At 52.2% G+C, this 25,567-nt stretch carries 22 protein-coding genes; 2 read left to right on the top strand and 20 right to left on the bottom strand.

What is annotated here, in order from left to right:
- Positions 1 to 18: 18 nt before the first annotated feature.
- The 14 genes from corA to C2I18_RS15410 all read right to left on the bottom strand — a co-directional run bounded on the left by corA (position 19) and on the right by C2I18_RS15410 (position 14,841).
- Complete coding sequence (gene corA / locus C2I18_RS15475; RefSeq protein WP_249896673.1) at positions 19 to 978, bottom strand: magnesium/cobalt transporter CorA; 960 nt, start codon at positions 976 to 978, stop codon at positions 19 to 21.
- 192 nt (positions 979 to 1,170) lie between these two features.
- Positions 1,171 to 2,073, bottom strand: coding sequence for a response regulator (locus C2I18_RS15470; protein ID WP_249896672.1), 903 nt, complete (start codon positions 2,071 to 2,073; stop codon positions 1,171 to 1,173).
- A 3-nt stretch (positions 2,074 to 2,076) separates the two neighbouring features.
- The gene (locus C2I18_RS15465; RefSeq protein WP_249896671.1) at positions 2,077 to 3,366 is read right to left on the bottom strand and encodes an ATP-binding protein; all 1,290 of its coding nucleotides are present in this window, start codon (positions 3,364 to 3,366) and stop codon (positions 2,077 to 2,079) included.
- Positions 3,367 to 3,450: 84 nt separating this feature from the next.
- Positions 3,451 to 4,101 carry an amino acid ABC transporter permease gene (locus C2I18_RS15460; protein ID WP_249896670.1) on the bottom strand — a complete coding sequence of 217 codons (651 nt, stop codon included), beginning with the start codon at positions 4,099 to 4,101 and terminating at the stop codon, positions 3,451 to 3,453.
- Positions 4,102 to 4,759: 658 nt separating this feature from the next.
- Positions 4,760 to 5,413, bottom strand: a complete 654-nt coding sequence (locus C2I18_RS15455; protein ID WP_481857942.1) for an amino acid ABC transporter permease — start codon at positions 5,411 to 5,413, stop codon at positions 4,760 to 4,762.
- A gap of 722 nt (positions 5,414 to 6,135) precedes the next feature.
- Positions 6,136 to 6,999, bottom strand: a complete 864-nt coding sequence (locus C2I18_RS15450; RefSeq protein ID WP_249902135.1) for a glutamate ABC transporter substrate-binding protein — start codon at positions 6,997 to 6,999, stop codon at positions 6,136 to 6,138.
- 38 nt (positions 7,000 to 7,037) lie between these two features.
- A complete protein-coding gene (locus tag C2I18_RS15445) occupies positions 7,038 to 7,766 on the bottom strand; it encodes an amino acid ABC transporter ATP-binding protein (RefSeq protein WP_249896668.1) in 729 nt (242 codons plus the stop codon).
- 562 nt (positions 7,767 to 8,328) lie between these two features.
- Complete coding sequence (locus tag C2I18_RS15440) at positions 8,329 to 9,318, bottom strand: inorganic phosphate transporter (protein ID WP_249896667.1); 990 nt, start codon at positions 9,316 to 9,318, stop codon at positions 8,329 to 8,331.
- A 14-nt stretch (positions 9,319 to 9,332) separates the two neighbouring features.
- On the bottom strand, positions 9,333 to 9,950 hold the full coding sequence (locus C2I18_RS15435; protein ID WP_249896666.1) for a DUF47 domain-containing protein: 618 nt from the start codon (positions 9,948 to 9,950) through the stop codon (positions 9,333 to 9,335).
- Positions 9,951 to 10,153: 203 nt separating this feature from the next.
- Complete coding sequence (locus tag C2I18_RS15430; RefSeq protein ID WP_249896665.1) at positions 10,154 to 11,254, bottom strand: DUF3048 domain-containing protein; 1,101 nt, start codon at positions 11,252 to 11,254, stop codon at positions 10,154 to 10,156.
- 112 nt (positions 11,255 to 11,366) lie between these two features.
- The gene (locus C2I18_RS15425) at positions 11,367 to 11,729 is read right to left on the bottom strand and encodes a hypothetical protein (protein ID WP_249896664.1); all 363 of its coding nucleotides are present in this window, start codon (positions 11,727 to 11,729) and stop codon (positions 11,367 to 11,369) included.
- Positions 11,730 to 11,820: 91 nt separating this feature from the next.
- Positions 11,821 to 12,597 carry a DODA-type extradiol aromatic ring-opening family dioxygenase gene (locus C2I18_RS15420; protein WP_249896663.1) on the bottom strand — a complete coding sequence of 259 codons (777 nt, stop codon included), beginning with the start codon at positions 12,595 to 12,597 and terminating at the stop codon, positions 11,821 to 11,823.
- 895 nt (positions 12,598 to 13,492) lie between these two features.
- Complete coding sequence (locus C2I18_RS15415; protein ID WP_249896662.1) at positions 13,493 to 14,323, bottom strand: alpha/beta hydrolase family protein; 831 nt, start codon at positions 14,321 to 14,323, stop codon at positions 13,493 to 13,495.
- Positions 14,324 to 14,643: 320 nt separating this feature from the next.
- The gene (locus tag C2I18_RS15410) at positions 14,644 to 14,841 is read right to left on the bottom strand and encodes a hypothetical protein (protein ID WP_249896661.1); all 198 of its coding nucleotides are present in this window, start codon (positions 14,839 to 14,841) and stop codon (positions 14,644 to 14,646) included.
- A 265-nt stretch (positions 14,842 to 15,106) separates the two neighbouring features.
- Between C2I18_RS15410 and C2I18_RS15405 the strand changes: the two genes are divergently transcribed.
- Positions 15,107 to 15,754, top strand: coding sequence for a DUF1129 family protein (locus C2I18_RS15405; RefSeq protein WP_249896660.1), 648 nt, complete (start codon positions 15,107 to 15,109; stop codon positions 15,752 to 15,754).
- 45 nt (positions 15,755 to 15,799) lie between these two features.
- Entirely contained in the window at positions 15,800 to 16,711 is a 912-nt protein-coding gene (locus C2I18_RS15400) for a PI-PLC domain-containing protein (RefSeq protein WP_249896659.1), read from the top strand.
- Positions 16,712 to 16,793: 82 nt separating this feature from the next.
- On the opposite strand, the gene ilvA is transcribed toward C2I18_RS15400, so the two are convergent.
- From ilvA to purH, 6 genes are all read right to left on the bottom strand, one after another.
- Positions 16,794 to 18,056 carry a threonine ammonia-lyase IlvA gene (gene ilvA, locus C2I18_RS15395; protein ID WP_249896658.1) on the bottom strand — a complete coding sequence of 421 codons (1,263 nt, stop codon included), beginning with the start codon at positions 18,054 to 18,056 and terminating at the stop codon, positions 16,794 to 16,796.
- 151 nt (positions 18,057 to 18,207) lie between these two features.
- A complete protein-coding gene (locus C2I18_RS15390; protein WP_249896657.1) occupies positions 18,208 to 20,364 on the bottom strand; it encodes a methyl-accepting chemotaxis protein in 2,157 nt (718 codons plus the stop codon).
- Between the two features lie 348 nt (positions 20,365 to 20,712).
- Positions 20,713 to 20,955: an aspartyl-phosphate phosphatase Spo0E family protein gene (locus C2I18_RS15385; protein WP_249896656.1), complete on the bottom strand. Its 243-nt coding sequence runs from the start codon at positions 20,953 to 20,955 to the stop codon at positions 20,713 to 20,715.
- Positions 20,956 to 21,078: 123 nt separating this feature from the next.
- The gene (locus C2I18_RS15380; RefSeq protein ID WP_249896655.1) at positions 21,079 to 22,383 is read right to left on the bottom strand and encodes an SEC-C domain-containing protein; all 1,305 of its coding nucleotides are present in this window, start codon (positions 22,381 to 22,383) and stop codon (positions 21,079 to 21,081) included.
- Positions 22,384 to 22,601: 218 nt separating this feature from the next.
- Positions 22,602 to 23,867 (bottom strand): phosphoribosylamine--glycine ligase, encoded by a 1,266-nt coding sequence (purD, locus tag C2I18_RS15375; protein WP_249896654.1) that lies wholly within the window; start codon positions 23,865 to 23,867, stop codon positions 22,602 to 22,604.
- A gap of 21 nt (positions 23,868 to 23,888) precedes the next feature.
- Complete coding sequence (gene purH, locus C2I18_RS15370; protein WP_249896653.1) at positions 23,889 to 25,436, bottom strand: bifunctional phosphoribosylaminoimidazolecarboxamide formyltransferase/IMP cyclohydrolase; 1,548 nt, start codon at positions 25,434 to 25,436, stop codon at positions 23,889 to 23,891.
- Positions 25,437 to 25,567: the final 131 nt, after the last annotated feature.

Here is a 25,567-nt window from a genome sequence, read left to right as displayed (position 1 = left end):
TTTAACCAGGCTATGTATTTACTTGAACCAGCCGCTCCGCCGGAACCACAGGAACATGCCCCCGCCAAGCAGCAGCATCACCAGCAGCACCATGGGATAGCCATACGTCCAGTCCAGCTCCGGCATGACCCGGAAATTCATCCCGTAGATCCCGGCGATCAGGGTCAGCGGCATGAAGACGGTGGTGATGACCGTGAGTGTTTTCATAATGGAGTTCATCCGGTTGGAGTTCAGGGAAATATAGCTGTCGCGCAGATCCGCCGTCATTTCCCGGTCCGCTTCAATCATATCCGTCAGCTTCAGCAGATGGTCGTGGATGTCACCGAAGTAGATCCGCTCTTCCCCGTTGCTCTGCACATGCTGCGAGTTCACAATCCGGTACATCAGGTCACGCATCGGGACGATCGTCCGCCGCAGCTTTAGCAGCCGTCCGCGCACGTTGAACACCTGGCTCATCAGCTCCTCGACCGATTCATTTTCGCCCCGGCTTTCCAGATCCGCCAGCTCATCTTCCAGGTTGTACAGACATGGGAAATACTTGTCCACCAGCTTGTCCATCACCGTATACGCAGCTGCCATCGGGCCCCCGGACCAGTCCTTGTGGCTGTCAATTTCCGACTGTACGATTGTCCAGGCTTCGTCCATTTCTGTCTTCTGCTGATGATGATAAGAGACGAGGAATTGGGGGCTCAGAAACAGGTCGACCTCCTCCGCTTCCAGTGTCACCTCATTAAGCGCATGCAGCACAAAAAACTGCACATCCTCATAATAATCCAGCTTCGGCCGCTGCAGCGTGTGCATACAGTCCTCAATCGCCAGGGGATGAAAGTGAAAATAGGTATCGAGCAGCAGTGTCTCCTCCGCCGAAGGCTCCGCAAAATCCGCCCAAATCCAGGCGTACTCGTCAATCGCTATATTTTGCAGCGGCAGACCTGTCAGTACCTCACCCTCATGTGTTACTGCTAACGTACGTATCATATATGACTCCTCCGTCATCCTGCTTCCATAGTCCAGCCATCCTATATGCTACTATTGTACAGCATGTACTCCTGTGACCCAAACAGCCGGCGGTCTGATCTCCCGCAAATCCTCCACATACGCAAAAAAATAACCGCCAGACCGCATCCCGCGGCTCCGGAGGTTGTCATTCTGTCACTCTATTATCCTGCTTCAGCGGCCCATCCCTTCCAGCAGCTCCAGGTGCAGCACCTGCAGGAACTTTTTGATGTTAACCTTTACTTTGCCCGATTCCCGGCCCTGTCCGATCTCCTTCATCTTCAGGCGCACCTCCTCAAAGTCAAAATAAAGCGGCGCATAATACTCAAACTTCGGATTCCCGTAATCTGTCAGGCCGATGGAAGCAAGGTTGCACAGACCGGCAGCAAGCGCCCGGCGCAGACGCTGTTCGATGGCTTTGACCTCTTTGGCGATGTCCCCGGGATCTGTTTTGTAGGTGGCGGCAGCCCTTTCATATAACTCCTTGAGCGGCGGAAGACTTGCGCTGTCCTCCCGGGCCATGGCGAGCTCCATCATCGTGATGATGTCCCGGCTCCCGCTCTCCGAGATCATTCCCATATTCATCAGAATTGGCTGGATCAGCTCCTTGACGGAACGTTTATGAGCCTGCACCGGCGCCAGACCGAACTGCAGCCCCTCCAGCTTGCTGAGGCTCGACTTGATCTCATCCAGATAACGGTTAATCGCGTAACGCTCATTGACTTTGTGCAGGACGGCTTCGACTTCGATTTTGTTGATCGGCTTGCGGATAAAAAACTCAATCCCGCTGCGGTAGGCCCGTCCCACCATATCACTGTTTTCAATCTGCGAGATCATCACGAATTTGGCGCGGCAGCCCTGGGCCTGCAGGGAGAGAATCGTCTCAATCCCATCCTGGTCCGGCATCAAAAGATCCATCAGCACAATATCCGGAGTCTCCTCCAAAATGAGCCGCATGCCCTCCCGCCCGCACTCCGCGGTTCCCGCAACCGTACCCAGACCGCTGTCCTCAATGATGTGCTGCAGCATCCTTCTCGCCACCCCGTCATCATCCACGATACAAAAAGAAAGCGGCATCCCTCATTCCCCCTTCCGCAGCTTTGCCGTCGGCAAACTGATCTGAAACATCGCCCCTCCGGTGTGGGGAGCCTGATGTACGTTAATTACGCCTTCGAACAAACCGACAATATCCCGCACATGCGACAGGCCGATACCGGTGGCAGCAACGCCTTCGTCGTCAAATTTCGTCGTAAACCCCGGCTCGAACAGCACCTCACGGTCACGCTCCTTGATCCCGCCGCCGCTGTCGGTTACGGTGAAGACGGTTTGGTCTTCTTTTTCATACACATCTATCGATACCGTGCCTTTCCCTTGAATCGCTTCGACCGCATTGGCCGTCAGATTGCCCAGCAGGGTCAGCAGCGGAATGTAGCTTGCCGTGGTGTAGTCGGTGGTGAGGCTGGTGCTGAAGCTGATATTTTTGCCGAGCATCTCGGCGTACTGGCTGTTGCTTTTGACGGTAAAACGCACAATGACAGACAGCTCAATATCCCCGGTCACCTCACGGTCAACCAGCTTGACAAGCCCCGCGAGAATCCGCTGGGAATCCTTCTTCACTTCATGGATCTGCTGCGTAATGTCCAGCACCTGACGGCTGCGGGCCTGCTGACCCTCATCCTCCTTCAGCGTGCGGTAGAGCTCATAGCTGCTCAGAGTGACATTTTCCAGCGTGCCAATCGATTTCTTCAGATAAAAGACTTCCCCGTACAGCCCTGAACCGAACCCCAGCATCTGCTCCAGCCGCCGGGTCTGCTCTCTCTGGGTAATCCGCAGCTGGCTGATGGCTATACTGCTGTACACCCCTGTCGTAAAATAAGTCCGCAGCACGGCAATTGCCATTAAATAGGCCCAGTCGTTCAGGTGAAAAGAAGCCGAGTCCAGCACAATCAGCCGGGTCAGCAGCTCCATTTCGTTCGAGAGAAGATCAATCAGCGCGGTAACACCGCCCAGAACGAGCGGAGGGAAGGTATCGATCCTGCTTTTGATAATATGCATTAGGACTGCGAACACCATATAATAGACCATTGCCGAAAAATGGCTCGCAAAGCTCTCCGCAAGGGTCAGCCCGCTGCCCCACGCCATATCCGTTGCCGTCCGGAACAGCAGTACGACAATGCCTATAGCCACCCCCGTAGTGATGTAAGGCAGACGCCGCATTAACAGCAAGAATAGCAGAAACGCACTGCTGCCCATCGCAATCCGGAAAATGTCACCGTCGAAGGGATTGATTTTGAATTCTCCGGCCACGGCTGTGCCCAGCGCGACGATCATTATCGGCAGCATTTTACTTTTCAGCATAGATTGACTCATCGGCTACTACTCCTGCCTCAAGATGTTGTCAACTATACTACCATAACCTCTGCCGCCTCGATACGCTAAAGTGCACTTTTTTCGCTAAACAACCTTATTTTCCAGTCTTCTCGAGAGGATTGATAACATGTAGTTGACGACAAAATAGATCAGTGCCACGAGCAGCAGTGTAGGAATCGCATAGCTGTACCCGTGCCCGATGACGATGCCGGCATTATGCATCAGCTCCGGCAGGGAGATGACGACTGCGAGCGAGGTATCCTTCAGCAGCGAAATGAACTGGCTGACCAGCGGCGGCACCATGCGGCGCAGGCCTTGGGGCAGCACGATATGCCACAGTGTCTGAAAGCTGCTCAGGCCGGAGGAGCGTGCGGCTTCGATCTGGCCTTTGTCGATGGAGGTCAATCCGCCGCGTACGATTTCTGCAATCATGGCGGCTTCGAAAATGGTAAGCGCGGCGATGGCTGCGGTGATCAGCCCCATCCGGATCCCGATTTCCGGCAGGGCGAAGCGGATGAAAAAGATGATCAGCAGCAGCGGCAGATTGCGGATCAGCTCGACCAGGACGAGCATAACTGGTGACAGGACCGGCACCTCCGCGTAACGGATCACTCCGATGATACAGCCGATGACGAAGCTGAGGATAATGGAGACAAACGCGACGATCAGGGTGATGTACAGGCCGTCGAGCAGAAATTTGAGGTTGTCGGGCGAGTAGGCTCCGGCGAAATCCATAGTAGTCCCTCCTTAGATGGCTTTGGCTTGTAAAGGTGTTGAAATGATGGAGATGGGGGGCGCGCTTGGGCGTGGTTGTGGGCGCGTATGCGTTTTGCGCTATGGGAAGCGGATGCTTTGCCCCTTTGTTATATTTGGGGGCAATGGAGGGTGAAGTCCGGTGAGGGTAACTGCGGTGAATGTTTGGACTTCCGGTCGCTGTTGTCTACAGATTTCTTTGATTTATACCGCTGTCCGCGGTGGAAATCCGTAGACAAAGGCGAACGCTAACGCTCCTACAGTTCCAAACTTCCCCTCCGTTACGTTCACCTCCACTTGGCCCTTATGCTGCTGCCCCCTTAGCTGTCGGGGGCAGCCTGCGCTCCCAGGCGGACGCTTACCGCTGCCGCCTGTGGACCATGCCCGCGCTTGCTGCTGCTGCTCTCCACAGCCTTTCAAAGCTTTGCCAAGCAGCAAAGCTAAGATCGGCACAGCAGCTTGGATCGAAGGCCTTGTATACTTTGGCCTTCTCTCTCAGACAGAACCTGAAGCAGCCATTTTACTGGCTGCTGTTTTATGACTGGAGCGGACAGCTGCTGCGCAGACTGTAACAGACTACTTCTTGAGTTACTTCCCGACAGCTGCTTCGCAGACTGTAACTACAAAAAACTGTAACTATCTAATACTTCCGCTGCAGCCGGCGCTCCCAGATCCGCACGCCGAAGCTGAGCGGTAAGGTGAGTACGAGGTAGAACAGCGCGACGAAGATATAGGTATCGAAGGTGCGGTAGGTCTCGGTTGAGATCCCATCCGCGAAATACATCAGGTCAAGACCGGCGACGATGGTCAGCACGGAAGAGTTCTTAATCAGGTTAATGAACTGATTGCCGAGCGGCGGGATGACCAGCTTGATCGCCTGCGGCAGGATGATGTACAGCATGGTCTGTATGTAGCTGAGTCCGGAAGAACGTGCGGCCTCGGTCTGGCCCTTAGGGACGGCCATGATTCCGGCGCGGATGGCCTCGGCGATGAAGGCGGAGGTATACACGGCGAGGCCGATGGTTCCGGCCTTGAAGCCATCAAGGGTAAAGCCGATGACGGAAGGGCCGTAATAGAAGATATAGACCACGAGAAGAAGCGGAATATTACGGACGAACTCGACGTAGCCGGTCCCGAACCAGCGGAGTACCCGAACCGGAGTGATCCGGAAAACAGCGATTACCGCTCCCAGCAGGAAGCTTCCGATCAGGGCCAGCACACTGGACAGGACGGTTCCCTTGAACCCTTCCATATACATGCCGAAGTAATCGGTCAGGATTGAGAAATCCATGATGTCACCTACCTTATTAAGAGATAATTACGTTTGCTAAAAGCACGCCTAAAAAGTTGAGGGTTTACGGACTTATAAGAAGAAACGGCAGAGCCGTCCTGTACGGAACGGGTACCGTTTCTGTGTAAGGCTGTTGATTAGTTTAACTACAGGTGGAATAATGGCATGGTACTTAGGCGGGTAATAGGTCCAACATTTGTCTGGAACAAAGAGCTTCGCGGTTATTCCAGTTTCCCGGCTGGCTGCTCCCAGTCCTAGTTGGATTTCCTCCACTTAATTCCAGTGTATTTCACTTTTATGCTAGTTAGTTGGAAAATCTCCAGTTACTTCGCGGCTTTTTGGCGTTTGGGGTGAAAAGTGCTGCATTTAAGTGGAGTTTTTCCCACTAGCCTCGCAATTTCGGCATGGAATGAAGACCTAGATGGAGAAATTCCACTTAGGACGATCAACATACGTCTGGAATGAACATTTCTTCATAGACAGCTGGTCTACAGGCCGATTTATGTGCTGTTTTTAAGGTCCTGGAACCTTTAACCTGACAGCCTGCAAATCCGCCAAGCTTTAGACCTGCAAAGCATCCATACCTGTAAGTACGGAGACTTGCCGGGTCTTCAAATCCATCGGACCTACAATCCCGTTACACTTTCAAATCCGCCAAGCCCCCGAACCCGCTAAGCCTGCTATCCTTCGGGCTTTCATTCTTCTCTCTTTCAATCCTCCTGCCCTTACTTCGCCGGAGCTTTACCAATCCACTTGGTGTAGATGGCGTCGTATTCGCCGTTTGCTTTTAGTTCAGTCAATGTATCATTAATGGCCTGAACGACATCGGTGTTGCCTTTTTGTACAGCAATGCCGTAAGGTTCATCGGTGAAAGGCTCGCCGACTACTTCATATCCTTCATCCTGCGAAGCCATACCATAAAGGATGGCATCATCGGTCGTAAGCGCATCACCTTGGCCAGCCTTCAGGGCGCTGAAGGCATCCTGGTAGTTATCGAATTCAAGGACGGTTACACCCGGCACCTTTTCTTTGATGTTCTTGATCGAGGTGGCGCCTTTGGAGCCGAGGATTTTGGTATCCTTGGTTACATCCTCAAGCCCGGTGATCGGACTGCCCTTTTTGACCAGCAGCGATTGACCGGCCTGGAAGTAGACATCGGAGAAGTCAACTTCCTTTTTGCGCTCTTCAGTAATCGTCATCGTCGCCACAACCATATCGATCTCACCGTTGTTCAGCATCGGAATCCGTGTTTTGGAGGTAACCTCCTTCAGCTCAATCGCATTTTCGTCGCCGAGGATGTGCTTGGCAATGGCTTTGGAAATATCGATGTCAAAACCCTCCACATTACCGGACGCCGGATCCTTCAGCCCGAACAGTCTGGTGTCGTATTTCACGCCTACGAGCAGCTTGCCGCGTTCTTTGATTTTGGCGATCGCTTCGGAATCCGTGGAACCTGCGGCAGCAGTGTTATTACCGCCTGCATTGCTGTTTCCGGTGTTATTACCTCCGGCATTGTTGTTACCGCACCCGGCAATCACCAGCATTGCGGCAATCATCATCACACTCATCAGTTTGAAGCGTTTGGATATATTCATTTCTCTTCCTCCCCTTATTCCTGTCTATTTGGTTAATGACTTAATACACGGCTTAGAAAAGTACGGGTCCGCTCTTCACGGGGACTGGCAAAAAACTGCTCCGGCGCTGCTTCCTCCACAATCTGGCCCTGATCCATAAAGATGACCCTGTCGGCTACCTCGCGGGCAAAACCCATTTCATGCGTCACCACCACCATCGTCATTCCTTCTTGAGCCAGTGTGCGCATTACATCGAGCACCTCGCCGACCATTTCGGGGTCCAGGGCCGAGGTCGGTTCGTCGAACAGCATGATTTTGGGCTTCATCGCGAGTCCCCGGGCAATCGCTACACGCTGCTGCTGGCCGCCGGAGAGCTGTGAAGGGTAGGACTGCGCTTTATCGGCAATCCCTACTTTTTCGAGATAATACATGGCTGTCTGCTCTGCTTCGGCTTTGGACAATCCAAGCACCTTGATCGGGGCGAGCGTGATGTTGTCGATTACCTTTTTGTGCGGATACAGGTTAAAATGCTGGAATACCATCCCGATTTCCTTGCGCAGCTTGTTGATATCTGTCTTGCGTTCATTTACAGTTATACCATCAACGGTTAATCCGCCGCTCGTAATCGTCTCCAGCCGGTTGATGCAGCGCAGCATTGTGCTTTTACCGGAGCCGGAAGGACCGACCACAACAACCACTTCCCCTTCTTGCACATGCAGGTCAATGTTCTTCAGCACATGAAAATGTCCATAATGTTTGTCTACTTGGATAAAGTCGATCAACGACAGGCCTCCTTTGCCAGACTTATGGGTTACAACACGCCCTGACTCCCTCATTGTCAGCTATCGTAACACTTAGAACACACCTTACCGCAGAGACTACCAAATCCTACATAATCCTACGCAAAAATTATTTTCTTCATGTCATTTTCTTTTCGGATAGTGATATATTTCCTTTTCTTTTCTCTATGATTAATATCTTTTATCAGAATCTTGTGAATTATTGTGACATCCCTACTTGGAAAATCAAAACTACTAGCCTCACATGAACGGTTTGCTCTGTGGGTAAGCCCCTCCATTACTCTCCACTTGCCTATTTGCCCGCTTACAGCGGAAACGAGCTATTTGTACGTGGAAAACCGAGTACATTGGATCAACAAAAAAAGACCCCTTCCGGAGTCTTGTCATTAAACATTCCTGCCCTAAAACAAATATATAAGCTGGATTAAAGAACTACACTGAAGCGGAAGTAACGGAGGGGAGGTTTGAAACTACAGTTTATATAAACACAAAAAAAGATGTCCGCAGCCATCCCTGGCCTCCGTGACATCTTGATCGGTGCATTTTATAAGAAAAGCTTGAAGATAAGTCCCGCCAGCACTGCACTGATCGGAATGGTGATGAACCAGGTGATGACAATCCGTCCGGCAACGCCCCATTTAACTGCGGAGAACCGTTTGGCGGAGCCTACACCGAGAATGGCCGATGTGATGGCATGCGTAGAACTTACCGGCAGGTGCATCAGCGTGGCCGAGAAAATAACAGATGCGGCAGAGATATCCGCTGCGAAGCCGTTGATAGGCTCAATTTTGAAAATCTTCGTACCCATGGTCTTGATGATCTTCCAGCCGCCGATGGATGTTCCGAGCGCCATTGCGGTAGCAGCAGCGATCTTAACCCACAGCGGAACCTCCATGGTATCGAGACGTCCTGAGGTTACGAGGGCAAACGTGATAATCCCCATCGCCTTCTGGGCATCGTTGGTACCGTGAGTGAAGGACTGCAAAGCAGCGGTAAGGACCTGCATGGAACGGAAACCTTTGTTCACTGTATGCGGACTGCGTTTGGCAAAGATCCATTTGAGAACCAGCATGACAATATAACCTACAACAAAAGCGATCAGCGGGGAGAAAATCAGCCCCTCCACAATCTCGATGAAGCCATCCCATTTAATGTGCTCTGTACCGGCTCCAACATACACTGCTCCGGCCAAGGCCCCGATAAGCGCATGGGAAGAGGATGATGGAATCCCCAGCCACCAGGTGATCAGATTCCAGATAATTGCCGCCAGAAGAGTAGCGATCAGCACATCGATCCCGTTATCGAGCAGTGTGGGATCTGTAATGCTTCCGCCGATCTTTTTGGCAACCCCTGTAAACATTAGTGCCCCTACAAAGTTCATCGTTGCCGCCAGAATAATAGCTGTGCGCGGCTTCAATGCCCGTGTGGAGACGGAAGTGGCAATTGCGTTGGCGGTGTCATGGAAACCATTAATGAAATCGAACGCAAGTGCGAGAAATATAACAAAACCGAGTACTAATAATGATGTATCCATATTCTTGGGGCCCCTTATGAGTTGCGCATGATGATCGATTCCAGCATGTTCGCTACATCTTCACATTTATCCGTAGTCGTCTCAAGGCGCTCGTACAGCTCTTTGCGCTTAATCAGCTCAATCGGGTCCTTAACGGTTTCGAACAAATTCTTGGTACAGATGCGGAGTACTTCGTCCCCCTGATTTTCCAGATCATTCAGGCGGATCGTGTATTCACGGATGGCCAGCAATTTTTTCTGGGACAGCAGATGTACAGCCTTCTGGATTTCGTACGCAGATTGGCGGAGAATTTCCGCGAATTGTATGATATATTCATCCGGCTCGAGCAGGTTATACATATAAAAACGTGAGGCCGATGCTTCCAGACCATCAATAACATCATCCATGCTGGTGATCAGATCCATAATGTCGTCGCGCTCCAGCGGTGTGATGAACGTTTTGTTCAGTTCCTTAATAACAGTGTGGGTGAAAGAATCGCATTGGGATTCGTATTTCTTCATCACTGCAGCGAAATTTTCGACATTGTTCTGGAGAGATGCGATGTTCTGGGCGAAGTAATCTGCAGCCTGGACAATGGTATCCGCCATATTTTCCAGGGTCTCAAAGAAAATGTCCTTTTTTTTCAACTTCATTAGTTTTACCCCTTTACATAAAATTGCCGTGAAAACATGAAGCCATCCATCATGTAAGCAGCATGAAAATGAATGACAACCCTTGTTATCTTATCATATTGGTGATAGGGATAGAAGAAAAAAACCGAACTTTTTTACACTATATTAACAATTCCCTACAATTCTCAAAATAATTCTGTGATTTCGTGGAAAATGCCGTCATTTTACGTCGAACTTTGTATGGCTGAGTACTCTACGTGACTGCTGAAGGAAGGTGCATTGGGAACGATCAAAATATGGGAAACCCCCGGATACATTAGCGCTTCCTTACCATCCTCCTTCACAAAACGGATCATATCGCCCGGCATGCGCGACCATTTGCCTTTGATGACAACTCCCCGCTGGAACAGCAGCGCTTGTCCGCCCAATTCGACATCAATCTGCAGCCTGCCGACATCATCCAGCACTTTATGATCTGCTCCGATCACCATGATATTGGCGGCCTGCACCGGGCTTGCATTATTGAGGTCCAGATGGGGCTTGCCGTTCACCCAGCGCAGATAGGTCCGCTCTTCAGGGCTGTATTTATAGCCAACCGAGTAGCTATCCAGCAGAAAGTTGACGCTTAATTCCGCTGCCGCTTCACCTTCGGTCGGAACATAATCCGGTTCATTGAAAAGATAGCCCGGCGTCTCCGCCTCCCCGTCATAACCCAGTTTCCCGGCCCCTTCCCTTAGCTTGGCCGTATTGCTGTAGAGGTTATGCGGCGCTTTGCGCTCTTTGTCCCGCCAAAAATAGGGTCCTGCATTGCCGATCTCATCCATATCCGCTTTCTTCTGTCTCTGCAGAATTGCATAAGCCGCCGGGCTTCCTCCTGCATGTACAGTCACAGCCCCGTAGCTTTCACCGATGTCGATCAGGTAAGGCCGGATGCTGCGGATGGGGCCGATTTTGACCACACCTTCACGGCTCTGGAAAATCCCGATCAGCCGGGTAATCCCTCCTTCGGCCAGCACTTCATACAGAACGTCCGCCTCACTTATCCCGGACTGCGGCCGGGCAGCTGGTGCGTTGTTGATCATAACGGCCAGAGGACGCTGCAGCGTACTGCTCTCTACAGGCAGGCCGGTGAGTTTGGAGGTTAATCCGGCAACGGGTGCTTCAGTGGCAAGCGGTCGAATGGAAGGGCTGGGCTCGGGCGCAGGAGCCGGCGCTGCAGTCGGAGCAGGCACCTCCACTGCACTTTCCGTTCCGCATGCGCTCAGCAGGACAGCTGCCAGAATAATGCCGGATATCAGACGGGAAGTATAACGGTTCTTGATCATCAACTTAGGATCCCCCTAAAAGTACAAAATTTCACTTCAAACCTTGCTTCAGCCATACTCCAAAAGCACCATCTAGTCCGATTTAGCTCAGCGTGGGCCTTCGGCTTCAATACTATATATATCGGCCGCAGCTTGCTTCTCGTTTCTTCCATTTAATCACAGCAGGCAGAATTTGTCTTGAGGGCTTGTCTTTTTGTGGAAAAGGGGGCCTGCCCGCTCCGCTTCTTTCGCTTCCTGGTATCGCGAGTTCAACGGGACTTTTCCCGTTCATTTCGCCCCACCGCCGGATTTCCGCCAATTCAACGGGACTTTTCCCGTTCATTTCACCCCACCGCCGGATTTGCGCCAATTCAACGGGACTTTTCCCGTTCATTTCGCCCAGCCGCCGGATTTCCGCCAATTCAACGGGACTTTTCCCGTTCATTTCACCCCACCGCCGGATTTCCGCCAATTCAACGGGACTTTTCCCGTTCATTTCGCCCCACCGCCCTTCCCGAACGCCCGGCTTGGCTCTAAACAATAAAAAAAGACACAGCCTCAGGCTGCATCCTTTGCTTTGTATGTTATTAGTCAACCATCCAGCAGTTCAGGCTTAGCGTTCCATATTGGTACGCCTGAATCATCCGCTGCGCCCTCCGGCCTTCATCGGCGGTACCCATGATGTAGAAGAGCGGCACAAAATGCTCCCTTCCATAAGAAGGTACCGCGGTGCGGACATGCGGCGCCTGTTTGTCATAAGCAAAGAGGGAGGGCAGATCCCATTGTTCCATTCCTTTAGATACCCAGGCATCAAATTCAAGTGCCCACGGCTCAGGTTGATCGTCCTGCTTCAGCATCCGCAGGTTGTGAACCAGACCGCCGCTTCCGATCAGCAGCACGCCTTCATCCCGCAGCGGGGCCAGCATGCGTCCGATTCTATACTGCTCCTCCGGTGAACGCAGAGAATCCACAGATAATGCTACTACCGGGATATCGGCCTGCGGGAACATTTTTTTCAGAACAACCCATACTCCATGATCAAGGCCGCGCCCCAAAACAGGCTGGTGAGCCAGGTTGCTCTCTTTGAACAGCTCTGAAACCCGGTTACTTAACTCAGGATCGCCCGGGGCAGGATAGGTTAGCGAGTACATTTCGTCCGGAAATCCATAGAAATCATGCTGTGTCTCGTGCTGGACATCCACGGTAATCAGCTGCTCGGGGCTGTCCCAGTGCGCAGAGAACACTACAATACCGCGGGGCTTTCCCAGATCCTGACCAAGACGTGCAAGGAAACGGGTATATTCGTTGTCCTCCAGTGCCAGAAGCGGAGAGCCGTGTGCAATAAAAAATGCCGGTAATTTCATAGGGTGCCAACCTCCATAACCCAGTTTATGGTGTGCCCCTTTATTTTAACCCTTCTTCCCCGTGAATGCGAGCAGAGGACAACCCCCGACAGAGCAGTAATTTAAATCTGCAGCATCTACATACGCCGGTTACTTGGAAAAGCCTTAGAACGCGGGTTATAACTTGTGAGGGGACAGTGTGTTGAGCAGCTGCTTACTGTGAATACGAGGTGTTCCGGTGTTTCGGTTTGTTACTGTTCGTTGCTGAGTCCAATCTTACGGCGGCGGCTCGTGTCCAGAGTGCTCCAAACGGACGTTACCCGATAAAAGAGTCCCCATGAACTGAAGGCTCCTGCTGTTCCTGTCTCTGCCAACTTAGGTCATTCACTCCACCTGCTGATCACTTTAAACATCTACGCCAACCTTTGCTTTCTGAGCAGATTGAGCACTTGAGCACATTGAACACCTTGGACACTTTAACCTCGCCGCCACGACTGCTAACGGACCGTAGATCCGTTATTCTCACTGAAAATCTGACATTAGCCAGGCTAACGGACCGTAAGTCCCTTATTTCCTCACTGTAGAGCTTCTCGGAGGCAAAAACCCGCAAATAACGGACCTGGGGTCTGTTAGCTCAGCAAATTGTGACTTTTGGCGGCAATAACGGATGCTGGGTCCGTTACAACGCGCGGTTTCTGTACGGTACGCTTCAGACTTAGGGTTGCCCGGTACTTTGAGCATAGTGAGCCTGAGCCTTGGAATTAGCCGATAAATAGAGAGCCAAGCAGAATGTTACTCTACAACCGGACAGTACAAGCGAATGTTACTCCATACGGTTCCATACGGGGACAATCCAGCTAAACAGCTTTACCCACCACAGTGCCTTCCGCACAGCCCAATGTCTTACATCCTCCCGTTAGATCATCCAGTTCTGCCACTCCTGCTGCACATGCTCCTGCTGGTTCATCCATTCCCGGGTCCGGCTCAGCACCTGCTCCTGTGCAGGACCTGAAGAGAAGGTGTGGTCTCCCTGAAAAATAATCTCTTTGTCGCACCGCCCCTCGGGACGTGTCCAGAACAGCTTCTGATAGAGGAAGGCATAATCGACCGGGATCACATCATCGGATGTACCGTGAATGACCAGCACATCTCCGCTGAACTTGCCTGCTTCCTGAAAAGGCTGGAAAGCCGCCAGCGAATTGAAATATACCGGTGTGAACGCATACCCGGCATGATCGGCGGAACCGTCCTTCACGGAGCGGTCGTAGGACTCCCTTCCGACAATTTTAACGATATCATTGAACGGGTAGCCGACTGCGGCCCATAACACGAGATTCTTCACCCTGCGGTCACGGACTCCGGCCAGGAGCGCAACGGCGCCGCCAAGGCTGTGTCCGATCAGCGTCACCCGCTGCGGATCCACATCGGCTGAGCCGATTCCGTAATCCAGCACTGTACGGGTCTGGGCAATCATGGACTCCATGTCTTCGCTGCCGTAATTGCCGCTGCTCTCCCCGCATCCCGCATAATCAAAACGGATCACCATATATCCGTCTTTGGCCAGCTCGCGGGCTGCCTTGACGAAGATCCGGTCGACACCGATGCGGTTGCCTACAAATCCGTGGCAGATGACTGCCAGAGGCACCCGGTCCTTGCAGCGCCCGGTGCTTCCTTTGCCGCCTTCAGGGTAATGAATGCTTGCTGTAAGCTCCTCCTGATTATGCCGGATCACAATATTCCGTTTCATGGCCGTTCCTCCTCTAAAAGTAAATCTGTTTCCATATTATATAATTCCGATTAACTTAGTATGATTTATATCTTTATTATACGGCTTGCGCCATTATTGTCAACTCGGGCACAAAGAAACGGGTGACCAGTCTGTGAAGTGACGAAAAAGCCCCTTCCGCTCCCGCAGGAACAAAAGGGGCCAACCCGCAGCACTCTCTTAGCTATCAGAGAACCCAGGCAGGGGTTTTCCCTGTCCGTTTCCCTGTCCGAAGTTCACTCCTTCGCAGCGTCAGCGCACAAGCCACGGGGTCTCTGTCTGCTCCGCAATCCGAAGCTCACTCAATCGTAGCTCTCAGAGAACATGTCATGGGTTTCCTGTCTGCCTTCCCAATCTTCAAACCCGCTCTCTGCCTGCTCCGCAGCGTCCCACAGGCTAAATCCGTCGGAACCGCCCCAATCGCCCATTTCATAAGCCGTTGCAGGCGCGAAGCCGTCACCGGTAAATCTGCCCGGGTCCTGTCTTTTTTCCTGTCCCATTAACGCCACCTGCCTTTCCTTTTGTAATGTCAGTGAAGCCCATTAACAGTGTTCACTCTTCCAAAAGGATTATTCACCCGGCACCCGTACATGCCGTCCATTCACAGAATCCACATAATTATGCCCGCCAAATTAGAGGCTGCCCTACCGATGGCATAGAGGGTTATCCTTGCACATAACCGCTGCACAACCGTATACTCTAGGTTAAAGGCTGCCCCGATTAACTATACTGGAGGTTTACGTCCATACCATGAAAGTCAAAGCTATGATTAAGGAAAATAACGCCCTGCGCGAGCAGATGACACCGTTCAACCGCTCTTATATGGAAGATATGATTCTGGCCATGCGGGCAAGCAGAGTGGAACGGGTGAGGGCGGAGGAACTGCTGCTGGAAGCGGCACAGCATCTGCTGAGGGAACAGAAAAAAGGCAGAAATGCGAAGCAGGTATTCGGGGAGAACCCGGAAGAATATTTCGGCGGGATTATGAACAGCAAGCCTGCCCGTCCCGAACGCAGCAAGCTGAACTATTACTCATTAATTTCTGTGGCATCCCTGACTTGCCTGTTCGCCGTCTTTGGAATCGGCGGGCTGCTTGTGCAGTGGGCCAGCGGTTCGGCCGGCATGTTCAGCCAAATCAGCCTGTTCACACTGCTGCTGGTAGGCATTGGCTCCATTGTTTTCATAGAGCTGCTGATGAAATGGATGTCTTCGTTGTCTGAGGATGATGCGCCCCGGCCCAAAGCCTTTAATCTCAAGAGCCTTGGCATCTATATCGGGATTGCCGTCATTGCCATATTCGCCGGTTCACTCCTGGACACGTTCTCACCGGCCATTCCGCTGTCGCCCTGGGTCAGCCTGATCCTGAGTATTGCCGGCGGGCTGAGCCTGAAATTTATTTATTTCAAATCATAAATCAGCCTGGCATTCTACTTCCCAGTAAACAGGAGGAACACAACCATGAAGAAACATTCTCTGCTGACAAGTGTGCTGCTGGCAGCACTGGGACTTACGAGCATACTTGGCACACCGGTTCAAGCGGCACCTGCCGCCGGCGCCTCTTCGGCAACCAGCCATGCTGCCGCTGTCTATAAAGCAGGCCTGCCGCTGTTCGCTACCTCAGCCAAGCTTCCGGAGGCCATTAAATATTTGAACAGCAATATTTATGCACTCACTCCTTATCAGGCGACAGTGCTGACGCTGAAGCTGGAGAACTTGCACAAGGCTGCGCTTCCGGCATGGGAGAGCAGATTTGACAGCAGCCAGATTCAGCGCAAGCTCGCTGCCGTATACAAAGCGGAAGTCAGCATGGCCAAGCTGGCCGAGAGTACCGGGGACAAAGCGCTCCGTGCCTTAATCCAGAGCGCCGGCGCACACGGATATAAGCTGGAGACCGCTGAAGGTTCCTTTTTCCCTGTCATCGACTATTCAGCCTACCGCAAATATAAGCTGTATGTTACAGAAGATATTGCGGATTACATTACGATTATGGCGGCCGAATCCGATCTTCCTCCCTCGAAGGATAACGGACTGGTGATTGGCTGGACGGATGTCGCTGACCGTGCGCTGTCACAGGAAAAATTCATTCAGCAGCATCCCAAGTCTAACCGGATTACGGCAGTGAAAAGCCTGTATGCCTCTTATGTTCTCAATACCTTCTACGGGCAAAATAACACACCGCTGTTCCATTACGAGACACTGGAGATGGATCTGGAGGCCCAGAAGGCTTACAACAGCATTCTCGCCAAAAACAATGACAACAGCCCGTTCCTGCAGAACCTTGAAGGCCTGATGAAAATCTTGAAGCAGAACGGCTACAAGCTGGACAGTGAGGTAGAGCAGTACCTGAAGAAGAAGGTTCCCCTCTCCTGACGCTGCGCAACAGCCCAAAAAGGCCCGCCCCAACTAACATGGGACGGGCCTTTTGTATTACAGACAGGACAGTTTTATAAGATTAAATCAGCATATTGAACAGGTTAACATCTTTATTGATTTCCGTGTAATCTACACCCTTCTGCTCCATCCGTTCGATGAGCGGGGCATAATCCTCCTTGTGCATGAGCTCGATGCCGACAAGCGCCGGTCCGTTCTCTTTGTCGTTCTTCTTGGTGTATTCGAAACGGGTGATGTCATCATCCGGTCCCAGCACCTCGGCCAGGAACTCGCGCAATGCACCGGCACGCTGCGGAAAATTGACCATGAAATAATGCTTGAGCCCTTCATAAATGAGAGAACGTTCCTTGATCTCCTGCATCCGGTCAATATCATTGTTGCCGCCGCTGACAATGCAGACTACCGTCTTGCCGCGGATCTGGTCACGGTACTGCTCGAGCGCCGCAATCGGCAATGAGCCTGCCGGTTCCACAACAATCGCATTCTCGGTATAAAGTTCCAGGATGGTTGTACAGGCCTTGCCTTCCGGCACCTTAATGACATCATCCAGCTGGCGGGAGCAAATATCATAGGTTAACCCGCCGACACGCTTCACGGCTGCGCCGTCTACGAACTTGTTGATTTCCTGCAGGGTTACCACTTCCCCGCGCTCCAGTGCTTCGCTCATCGAAGCCGCTCCTGTAGGCTCTACGCCGATCACCTTTGTGGCCGGACTGACCGTCTTCACATAAGTAGCCACCCCTGCGGCCAGGCCGCCTCCGCCGATGGTCACGAATACGAAATCCGCCGGCTTGTCCAGGCTTTCCATAACCTCCATCGCAATCGTTCCGTTGCCGGCGATGATGCGCGGCTCATCGAACGGATGAATCAGCGTCATGCCGTGATCTATACAAGCCTGCAGCGCTTCCTCGTAAGCATCATCAAAGGTATCCCCTTTCAGGATGACCTCCACGAATTCCCCGCCGAACTTCCGCACCTGCTTGATCTTCTGGTTCGGGGTTGTGCTCGGCATATATACCTTGCCCTTGATTCCCAGCGCCTTGCAGGAATAAGCTACACCCTGTGCGTGGTTGCCCGCGCTTGCACAGACAATTCCCTTGGCTCTGTCTTCCTCGGACAGGCTGCGGATCATATTGTACGCGCCGCGAATTTTAAAAGAACGGACAATCTGCAAATCCTCACGCTTCAAATACACATTACAGCCGTATCTGGCCGACAGCACTGCATCCAGCTGCAGCGGTGTACGGACGATAACCTCCCGCAGCACATGATGTGCCCGCACGATATCTTCCATTCCCACGATCCGGGTTTCGCCTTCTCTCATCACTACTTCGCCTCACTGTCTCTATCTGATCATTTGCTTGTGCTTCTTGTAAACATACTCTTCTAAGGACATTTTATCAAGCATTGTCCTCTCCGGGCAATACAATATAAATAACCGGCCGGTGTATGCACACCGGCCGGCTAATAACTATTTACGCTATCCCTTTAAATCTCGATACACTGTTCAGCAGTCCGGCCGAGCTGTTCCTGATATCCTCCATCTCGGCCACGATCCCTCCGGACTTGCCGATGATCATTTCCGCCTGGGCCGCAATGCTTCCTGCTCCCTCGGCAGCTTCGTTCGCTGCCGCACTGGTCTCCCCAATCGCCGTAAGCATGCTCTGGATAGAGGCGAGGAGCTCCTCGGAAGTCGCACTGAAGTCTGTCACCAGCTCATCAATGTATCTGGCATCTTCGCTGTACTGCGATCCGGTTTGCTGCATCGAATCATAATCCTTCAGCACCTGCCGGTTCATGAATTGCAGAATATGCTCTGCCCCTTCTGCCAGTCCGGATACCGCCAGGACAATCCCTTCAGTGACCTCCTGGATTTCAGTTACCGTTCCCCGCGAACTCTCGGCCAGCTTGCGGATCTCCTCGGCCACTACAGCAAAGCCCCGTCCCGCCTCACCGGCTCTTGCCGCCTCTATCGATGCGTTGAGCGCCAGCAGGTTGGTCTGGGCGGCGATGTCCAGAATCGCTCCTGACAGTACGCTGATCTGCGAAATGGACTTCGACTGCTCGATTGCACTGCGCAGCTTCTCCTCACTCTGTCCGTACACTATGTCAGCCTGCTGGCGTGAGGTCACCGCGCCTTCTCTGAGCCGGCTCGCACGTTCATTAATAGCCCTGGCTGCTTCCGCCCCTTCCTGGGCTTTGCGGGCAATTCCGCTGACAGCATGCTCAATCTCATTCGTGCTGGCATTCATCTCTTCCATAGAGGCGGCCGTCTGCTGCATTCCGGCGGACAGCTCCTCGGTAATCGCAGAAATTTCGGAGATGCTGCCGTCGAGTGCGGAAATATTGCGTTCCGTATTCCCCACCGCACCTGATATGCTTTTGGAATTCTGCATAATCTCACGGATCAGGCTCTGCTGTGAAGCGATCATGGCGTTGAACCCGTCCGCAAGCAGTCCGATTTCGCCTGCACCCTGGATCTCGGCACGTGCAGACATATCGCCGGACATTGCACTCCGGAATGCAGCCGTAAGTCCAGGAATTTGCTTGAGAATACTGCCGGAGACCCAATAGAGCAGCACGGCCATGACCAGTATGGAGGCGGCGGTCGAGAGTACAAAAATCAGCTGAAAGGTCCGAAGCTGCTTCCCGGCATCTTTTTCCGGTACGATCAGGGCTACCGCCCACTGATTGCCGGCTACAGGCGCATAAGAGACATAGCTGGCTTCCCCGCCTATATCATGCTGAATGACATCCGAACCCCACTGCAGCATCACCTCACCGGCTGCCTTCCAGTCCTCGCCGAGATCACTCATTTTTTGCAGCAGAATATTGTCGCTCTCCGGGTGATAGATGAAGGTTCCGTTCTTGTCTATCAATACAGCAAAGCCGCTGCCCTTATAATTAAAGGTACCCAGTGCCGCAGTAATCTGCTCTGTAGAAATATCTGCCCCTGCCACTCCGAGCAGCTTCCCGGAATCATCAAGTATTGGCGAGGTAACACTAACTACCATTTTGCCTGTGCCGGCATCGATATACGGGTCTGTAACCGTTGTCTGCTTATTCTGTGCCGTTACCGTATACCAGCTGCGTTCCTTGAGGTTAAAATCAGCCGGCGGCTCGAACTCATCCTGGGTAATCAGCTTGTTCAGTCCGTCCAGTCCTACATACACATTCAGCAGGTCCTTGTTGTTGTTCTTGATCAGGTTCAGCGTGCGTACAAGCTCACTGTAGCCGTCCATTGTTTTGAGTGTATCGGCTGAATCTGCCTGTGAGATGAAATTCCGTACATAGGCGTTGGCGTTCAGCAGTTCCACACTGTCTGCAGCAGGCTGCAGCATCTGCTCAACTTTTGCGCTTATTTTCTCTTTTTCATAAGTCAGGGAGCTGTTCAGGTCTTCGGTGATAATCCTTTTGGCATTGCTGTAGATCACTACAGATACGATGACGAATATTGCAACTACAGACAGAATCACGGACATATACAGCTTGCCGCGGATTCCCATATTAAACCGAACTTTCCCTATCCCTGCTGCTCCGGATGGCTTCTGCTCCCTGCTGTTCTCCACTGCCCTAAGCTCCGTCCGCTGCATGCTCCCGCTTTCCTCTTCCCTAATCTTTCTCAGTGCCATAGGCTTCCCACCTTTTAAAAATTACTGGCCAACGCGCTCTCACGGGGAGAGCTTCTATTTTTTCGACTTATTTCTGCAAAAAAACACTTCATCCCTTTAACGTTTTACCTGGAGCTGTGAAAGAACTGTGACCATGTCAGGTATTTTCAGAAAAAGACATGACTAAACAAACATTTCCATATAGAAAATGCCGTTTATCCTGCAATTTTTAGTTAAAATTAAAGCTATAAGCCTTTTGAGTGTCAGGTATATTACCAGGAGAAAAATTCGGAGTCGGAAAAAGAAAGCAGGTGCGGCAGAGAGCAGCTTGAGGAGATGCGGATGTTGTGCCGCAACCACGTATATGGTTCAGTTGAAACGCACACGAAATGAATAGGTAAGCCTCAGTTCCTCTATAACCGGCATGCTGCGCTGAACCGTCCCTCTTTCCGGACCTGTACCTGAATATTTGTTGTATTCGTTGATCAGCTCGTCGAGCAGCATCGATTTATGTACCACAGCGGGATGGCTCAATTCATATCTGTACTGCATATTATTAAGCTCCTGCCGGACCTGTTCCATCCGTTTCTTCAAACAGTCTGTTTCGCTCACTTTTATCCCTCCCATCTCTCTTATTTTATAATACTATGTCCTTTTTCATGTGAAAACTTTTTTCAAAAATGTCAAAAAAAATCACAGCCTCAGCGGCTGTGACAGGCAGTACAGGTATAATGTCTATTGCTTCAGCATCCATTTGAGCAGCTCCGGCATGCTCGCCCACAGACGGGAATGCATAATTACATACTCGATGGCTTCATTGGAATCGCCCATGCCGACAAAATCCGGCAGATTGTTCGGCAGCCGCTTTACGCCCAGCAGATAATCAGGCACATGCTTGTTCACCCCGCGGGCTACGCGGTACAGCATTTTGAGCTGCGAGGTGATTCCGTTCTTCTTGTATTCCAGGACAATCCGGTCGTAAGCAAATGCGGCAGCCGCATCATCATTGCCATACTTCTTCAGAAGCTTATCGGCCTCAATCAGCTGATTGCTGTACAGGTATACTGCAGCGAGCAGGTAGCGGGCACCGGTGTTGTCATCCGGATTCAGCTCCAGAATATGCTCCAGTGTCTGCGCGGCATCCGCGGCATTTCCGCCGAACCAGCAGGATTCAGCATAGGCTTTACATACACGGATGTACGGACGGGTCTCATGCAGTCCCCAGAAATGCCCTTTGTGCTCTTTGAAAAAGAGTTCTCCAAGCTCACGGGCTCCTGCTTCAATTCCCGCCTTCAGCAGGGCTCTTGCTTCATTCTCATTCTCCGATTCTTCGGCCAGAACCAGATATGCATCGGCATTGTCCGGATAAATCTCCAGCGCTGCTTCAGCAAGCTGAACACGGCGTTTTGCGGAGGTCGCTTCCATAGCTTTAAAAATAAGAGATTGGGCCTGATCCTTAGGGCTGCCTGATCCGTTCAGATCCAGCAATCCATCGGACTCCCCGTTCATGCCGTATTCCTCAATATAGTTCAGAATTTCCTTCACTTTGCGTGAAATGGTTGCAGCAGTCACTTCATATTTCGTTGCCAATTCGGCCTGGGAAATGGCAAAGCCGTATTCTTCGGACAAAATATATTCAATGGCTGCGCAGAACGAGCCCGCTTTCTTCACTGCAGGCTTGGCCTGGCCGGAGTACCCGTTCCACAGCCCCAGCGCTTCATAAATCAGCTCGCGGTCATACTCCTTGCGCATGCTTTCAATCAGCTGCAGCGCCAGCTGCTCATGAGCCGGATGCTCCCATTTCATCTCGCGGGTGACCATTTTTTTCAGTGTGGTAAGGGTAAGCTTGCTTTCAGGACGGACTGCAGGCACAACTGCCTGTACGGCCGGCTCCAGATCAGCAGCGGCAGCCGCCGCCTCATCCGTTGTTACAAGCCGGAGTATGGATTCGACCGCTGATGTTTCTTTGCCAAGGCAGCATCTTTTATATTTTTTCCCGCTTCCGCATGGACACAGATCATTTCTTCCTACCTTACTCAAAACTAATTCCTCCTTAAATCTGTAGCTGGCCATCCGTATACACGCATCGCCAAATTCTAATTTAAAAAAGGCCTTTCCATGAAAGGAAAGACCCTTTATCTGTATATTTCCGCACATTTTCCCCCGTACGTGTTGTATTATAGCACTTCTTCTATCAGTTGTCAGTCCTTTTTTAGGACTAATAGCGTAAAAATTTGCTAGGCAGCAGTTCTTTATCCTCAGATCAAGGCCTTCATGGCTATATCACTGCGGCATTGTTTTCCCGGAAAAGTGATCTGCTCCGCACGATGATATGCCGCTGAACGCGCTTCGGCAATTGTGGCTCCCAGACCTACAACGCCAAGCACCCGGCCGCCGCTCGTGACCCAGCTGCCGTCCGCTCCGCGCGCGGTTCCCGCATGGAATACCAAACCCTCAGCACTATCCTCAAGACCTGTAATAGGAACGCCTTTAGGATAAGGTCCCGGATACCCCTCGGATGCCAGCACCACACAGACGGCCGCCTCATCGCTCCACTCGATCTCGGCATCCGCCAGCCGGCCTTCGGTTACCGCAAGGAAAATCTCCAGCAGGTCGCTCTTCAGTCTCGGCAGCACCACTTGAGTTTCCGGATCGCCGAACCGGGCGTTGAATTCAATCGTCTTCGGCTTGCCGTCCGGCGAGATCATCAGCCCTGCGAATAATACCCCGCTGAACGGACGGCCTTCAGCCACCATCGCTTTGGCTGTCGGCTCAATGATGCTTTCCACAGCTTCGCGGATTATAGCTTCATCGATATGCGGCAGAGGCGAATAAGTGCCCATACCGCCGGTATTCGGCCCTTTGTCGCCGTCGAATACCGGCTTGTGATCCTGGGCAGCAGCCATCGGCCGCACGGTCTCTCCATCCACAAAGGCGAGAATCGACATTTCCTGGCCGGCCAGGAATTCCTCGATGACCACCTGAGCGCCCGCTTCCCCGAACACTTTATTGACCATTATATCCCGCAGTGCCTGCTCCGCTTCTTCACGGGAATGAGCTACCGTTACCCCTTTACCTGCCGCCAGCCCGTCGGCCTTGATCACAATCGGCAGCCCTTGAGCACGCAAGTAGGCAAGCGCAGCTTCGTACTCGCTGAATTTCTCATACGCGGCTGTCGGAATATTGTATTTATGCAGGAGGTCTTTCATGAACGTTTTGCTGCCTTCGATCTCCGCGGCATTTTTGCGCGGGCCGAACACGGGAATATTGTGCGCTTCAAAGGCATCGGCTATACCTGCTGCCAGCGGGTCATCCGGCCCGATAACAACAAGGCCAACCTCTTTCTCTTTGGCAAAAGCCGTCAGCTTGTCGAACTCGAACACGCCGATAGGCACACATTCGGCAAGCTGTGCAATCCCGGCATTGCCGGGCGCACAGTAGATTTTACCCGCCTTGGGGCTCTGGGAAAGTTTCCAGATGATCGCATGCTCCCGGCCCCCGCCGCCGACCACTAAAATATCCATTACGTGAATCCTCCTAATATTCTAGTGTTTGAAATGGCGTACGCCGGTGAAGACCATCGCAATTCCGTATTCGTTGGCAACCTTGATCGATTCCTCATCCTTGATGGAACCTCCCGGCTGGATCACTGCCGTAATTCCCGCCTTCGCTGCGAGCTCCAGCGTATCGCCCATCGGGAAGAACGCGTCGGAGGCGAGGATAGCGCCTTTCGCTTTATCTCCGGCCTGCTCAATGGCAATTTTGGCTGCACCGACACGGTTCATCTGGCCTGCGCCAACGCCCACAGTCATATCATCGGCTGCCAGTACAATTGCATTTGACTTCACATGCTTAACAACCTTCCAGCCGAACAGCAGCTGCTTCAATTCGTCCTCGGTAGGCTGGCGGTCAGTCACAACCTGCAGCTCCTCCGGATTTACGGAGTGCACATCGCTCTCCTGCACAACCATTCCGCCTTCAATGGAGGTAACGACAAAGCTGCTCTTACGCGCTGCCGCAGCGCTGAGATGGCCGATTTTGAGCAGACGGATATTCTTTTTCTTCGTCAGGATTTCCAGTGCTTCATCCGTAAAGCCCGGAGCCAGAATGATTTCCAGGAAAATATCCTTCAGCAGATTCGCTGTATCCGCGTCGATGATCCGGTTAGCGGCCACAATACCGCCGAAGATGGAGGTCGGGTCTGCATTATAGGCTTTTTGATAAGCCTCATATACACTTTCGCCAACGCCTACACCGCAAGGATTCATGTGCTTAACGGCAACGACCGCCGGCTCTTCGAACTCCTTGACGATCTGCAGCGCGGCATTCGCATCATTGATGTTGTTGTAGGACAGCTCTTTGCCGTGCAGCTGCTCAGCAGCGGTCAACGTATCCTGCGCAGCCAGCGGCTTGCGGTAGAATGCCGCCTTCTGGTGCGGGTTCTCCCCGTAACGCAGATCCTGGATTTTCTCGTAAGTTACAGTATAACGCTCCGGCAATGGCTCACCGGTTACATTCGCCAGATAATCGGAGATCAGGGCATCATAAGCCGCCGTATGGCGGAACACTTTTGCCGCAAGACGTTTGCGGGTTTCGAGCGTCGTATCTCCGCCTGCGCGCACTTCTTCCAGCACGTTAGCATAGTCGGCTGCATCCACTACCACACTGACGAACGCGTGGTTCTTGGCTGCTGAGCGCAGCATGGTCGGCCCGCCGATATCGATGTTCTCGATCGCTTCCTCATACGATACATCGGGCTTAGCAATCGTCTCCGCGAACGGATACAGATTCACCACAACCAGATCGATATAGTCGAGGCCGAGCTCGTTCATCTGGCGTGTGTGCTCCTCATTGTCACGAACCGCCAGCAATCCGCTGTGCACCGCCGGATGCAGCGTTTTGACACGACCGTCCATAATTTCCGGGAACCCGGTAACATCGGAAATGCCGATGACCGGTACGCCTTCCTTAGCCAAAAGTGTGCTGGTACCTCCTGTGGAGATGATTTCTACGCCCAATGCAGACAACTCGCGGCAAAACTCCACGATGCCCTGTTTATCCGATACGCTGACCAGCGCTCTTTTGATACTCACTTGAAAAGTCCCCCTCCGGATGATACTAGATTAGTGTTGTTAACTGTTAAGATATTACTGCAATGATGCGAAAATGGCGTGTTGTACGGTGAATAGAGATGATTTACTCGACCTCGGCGCCGCAGCGTCTA

The organism is Paenibacillus sp. PK3_47 (assembly GCF_023520895.1).
GTDB lineage: Bacteria > Bacillota > Bacilli > Paenibacillales > Paenibacillaceae > Paenibacillus_AQ.
Note: the sequence above shows the minus strand (reverse complement) of the source record. Positions and strands in the feature narration are given on the sequence as shown.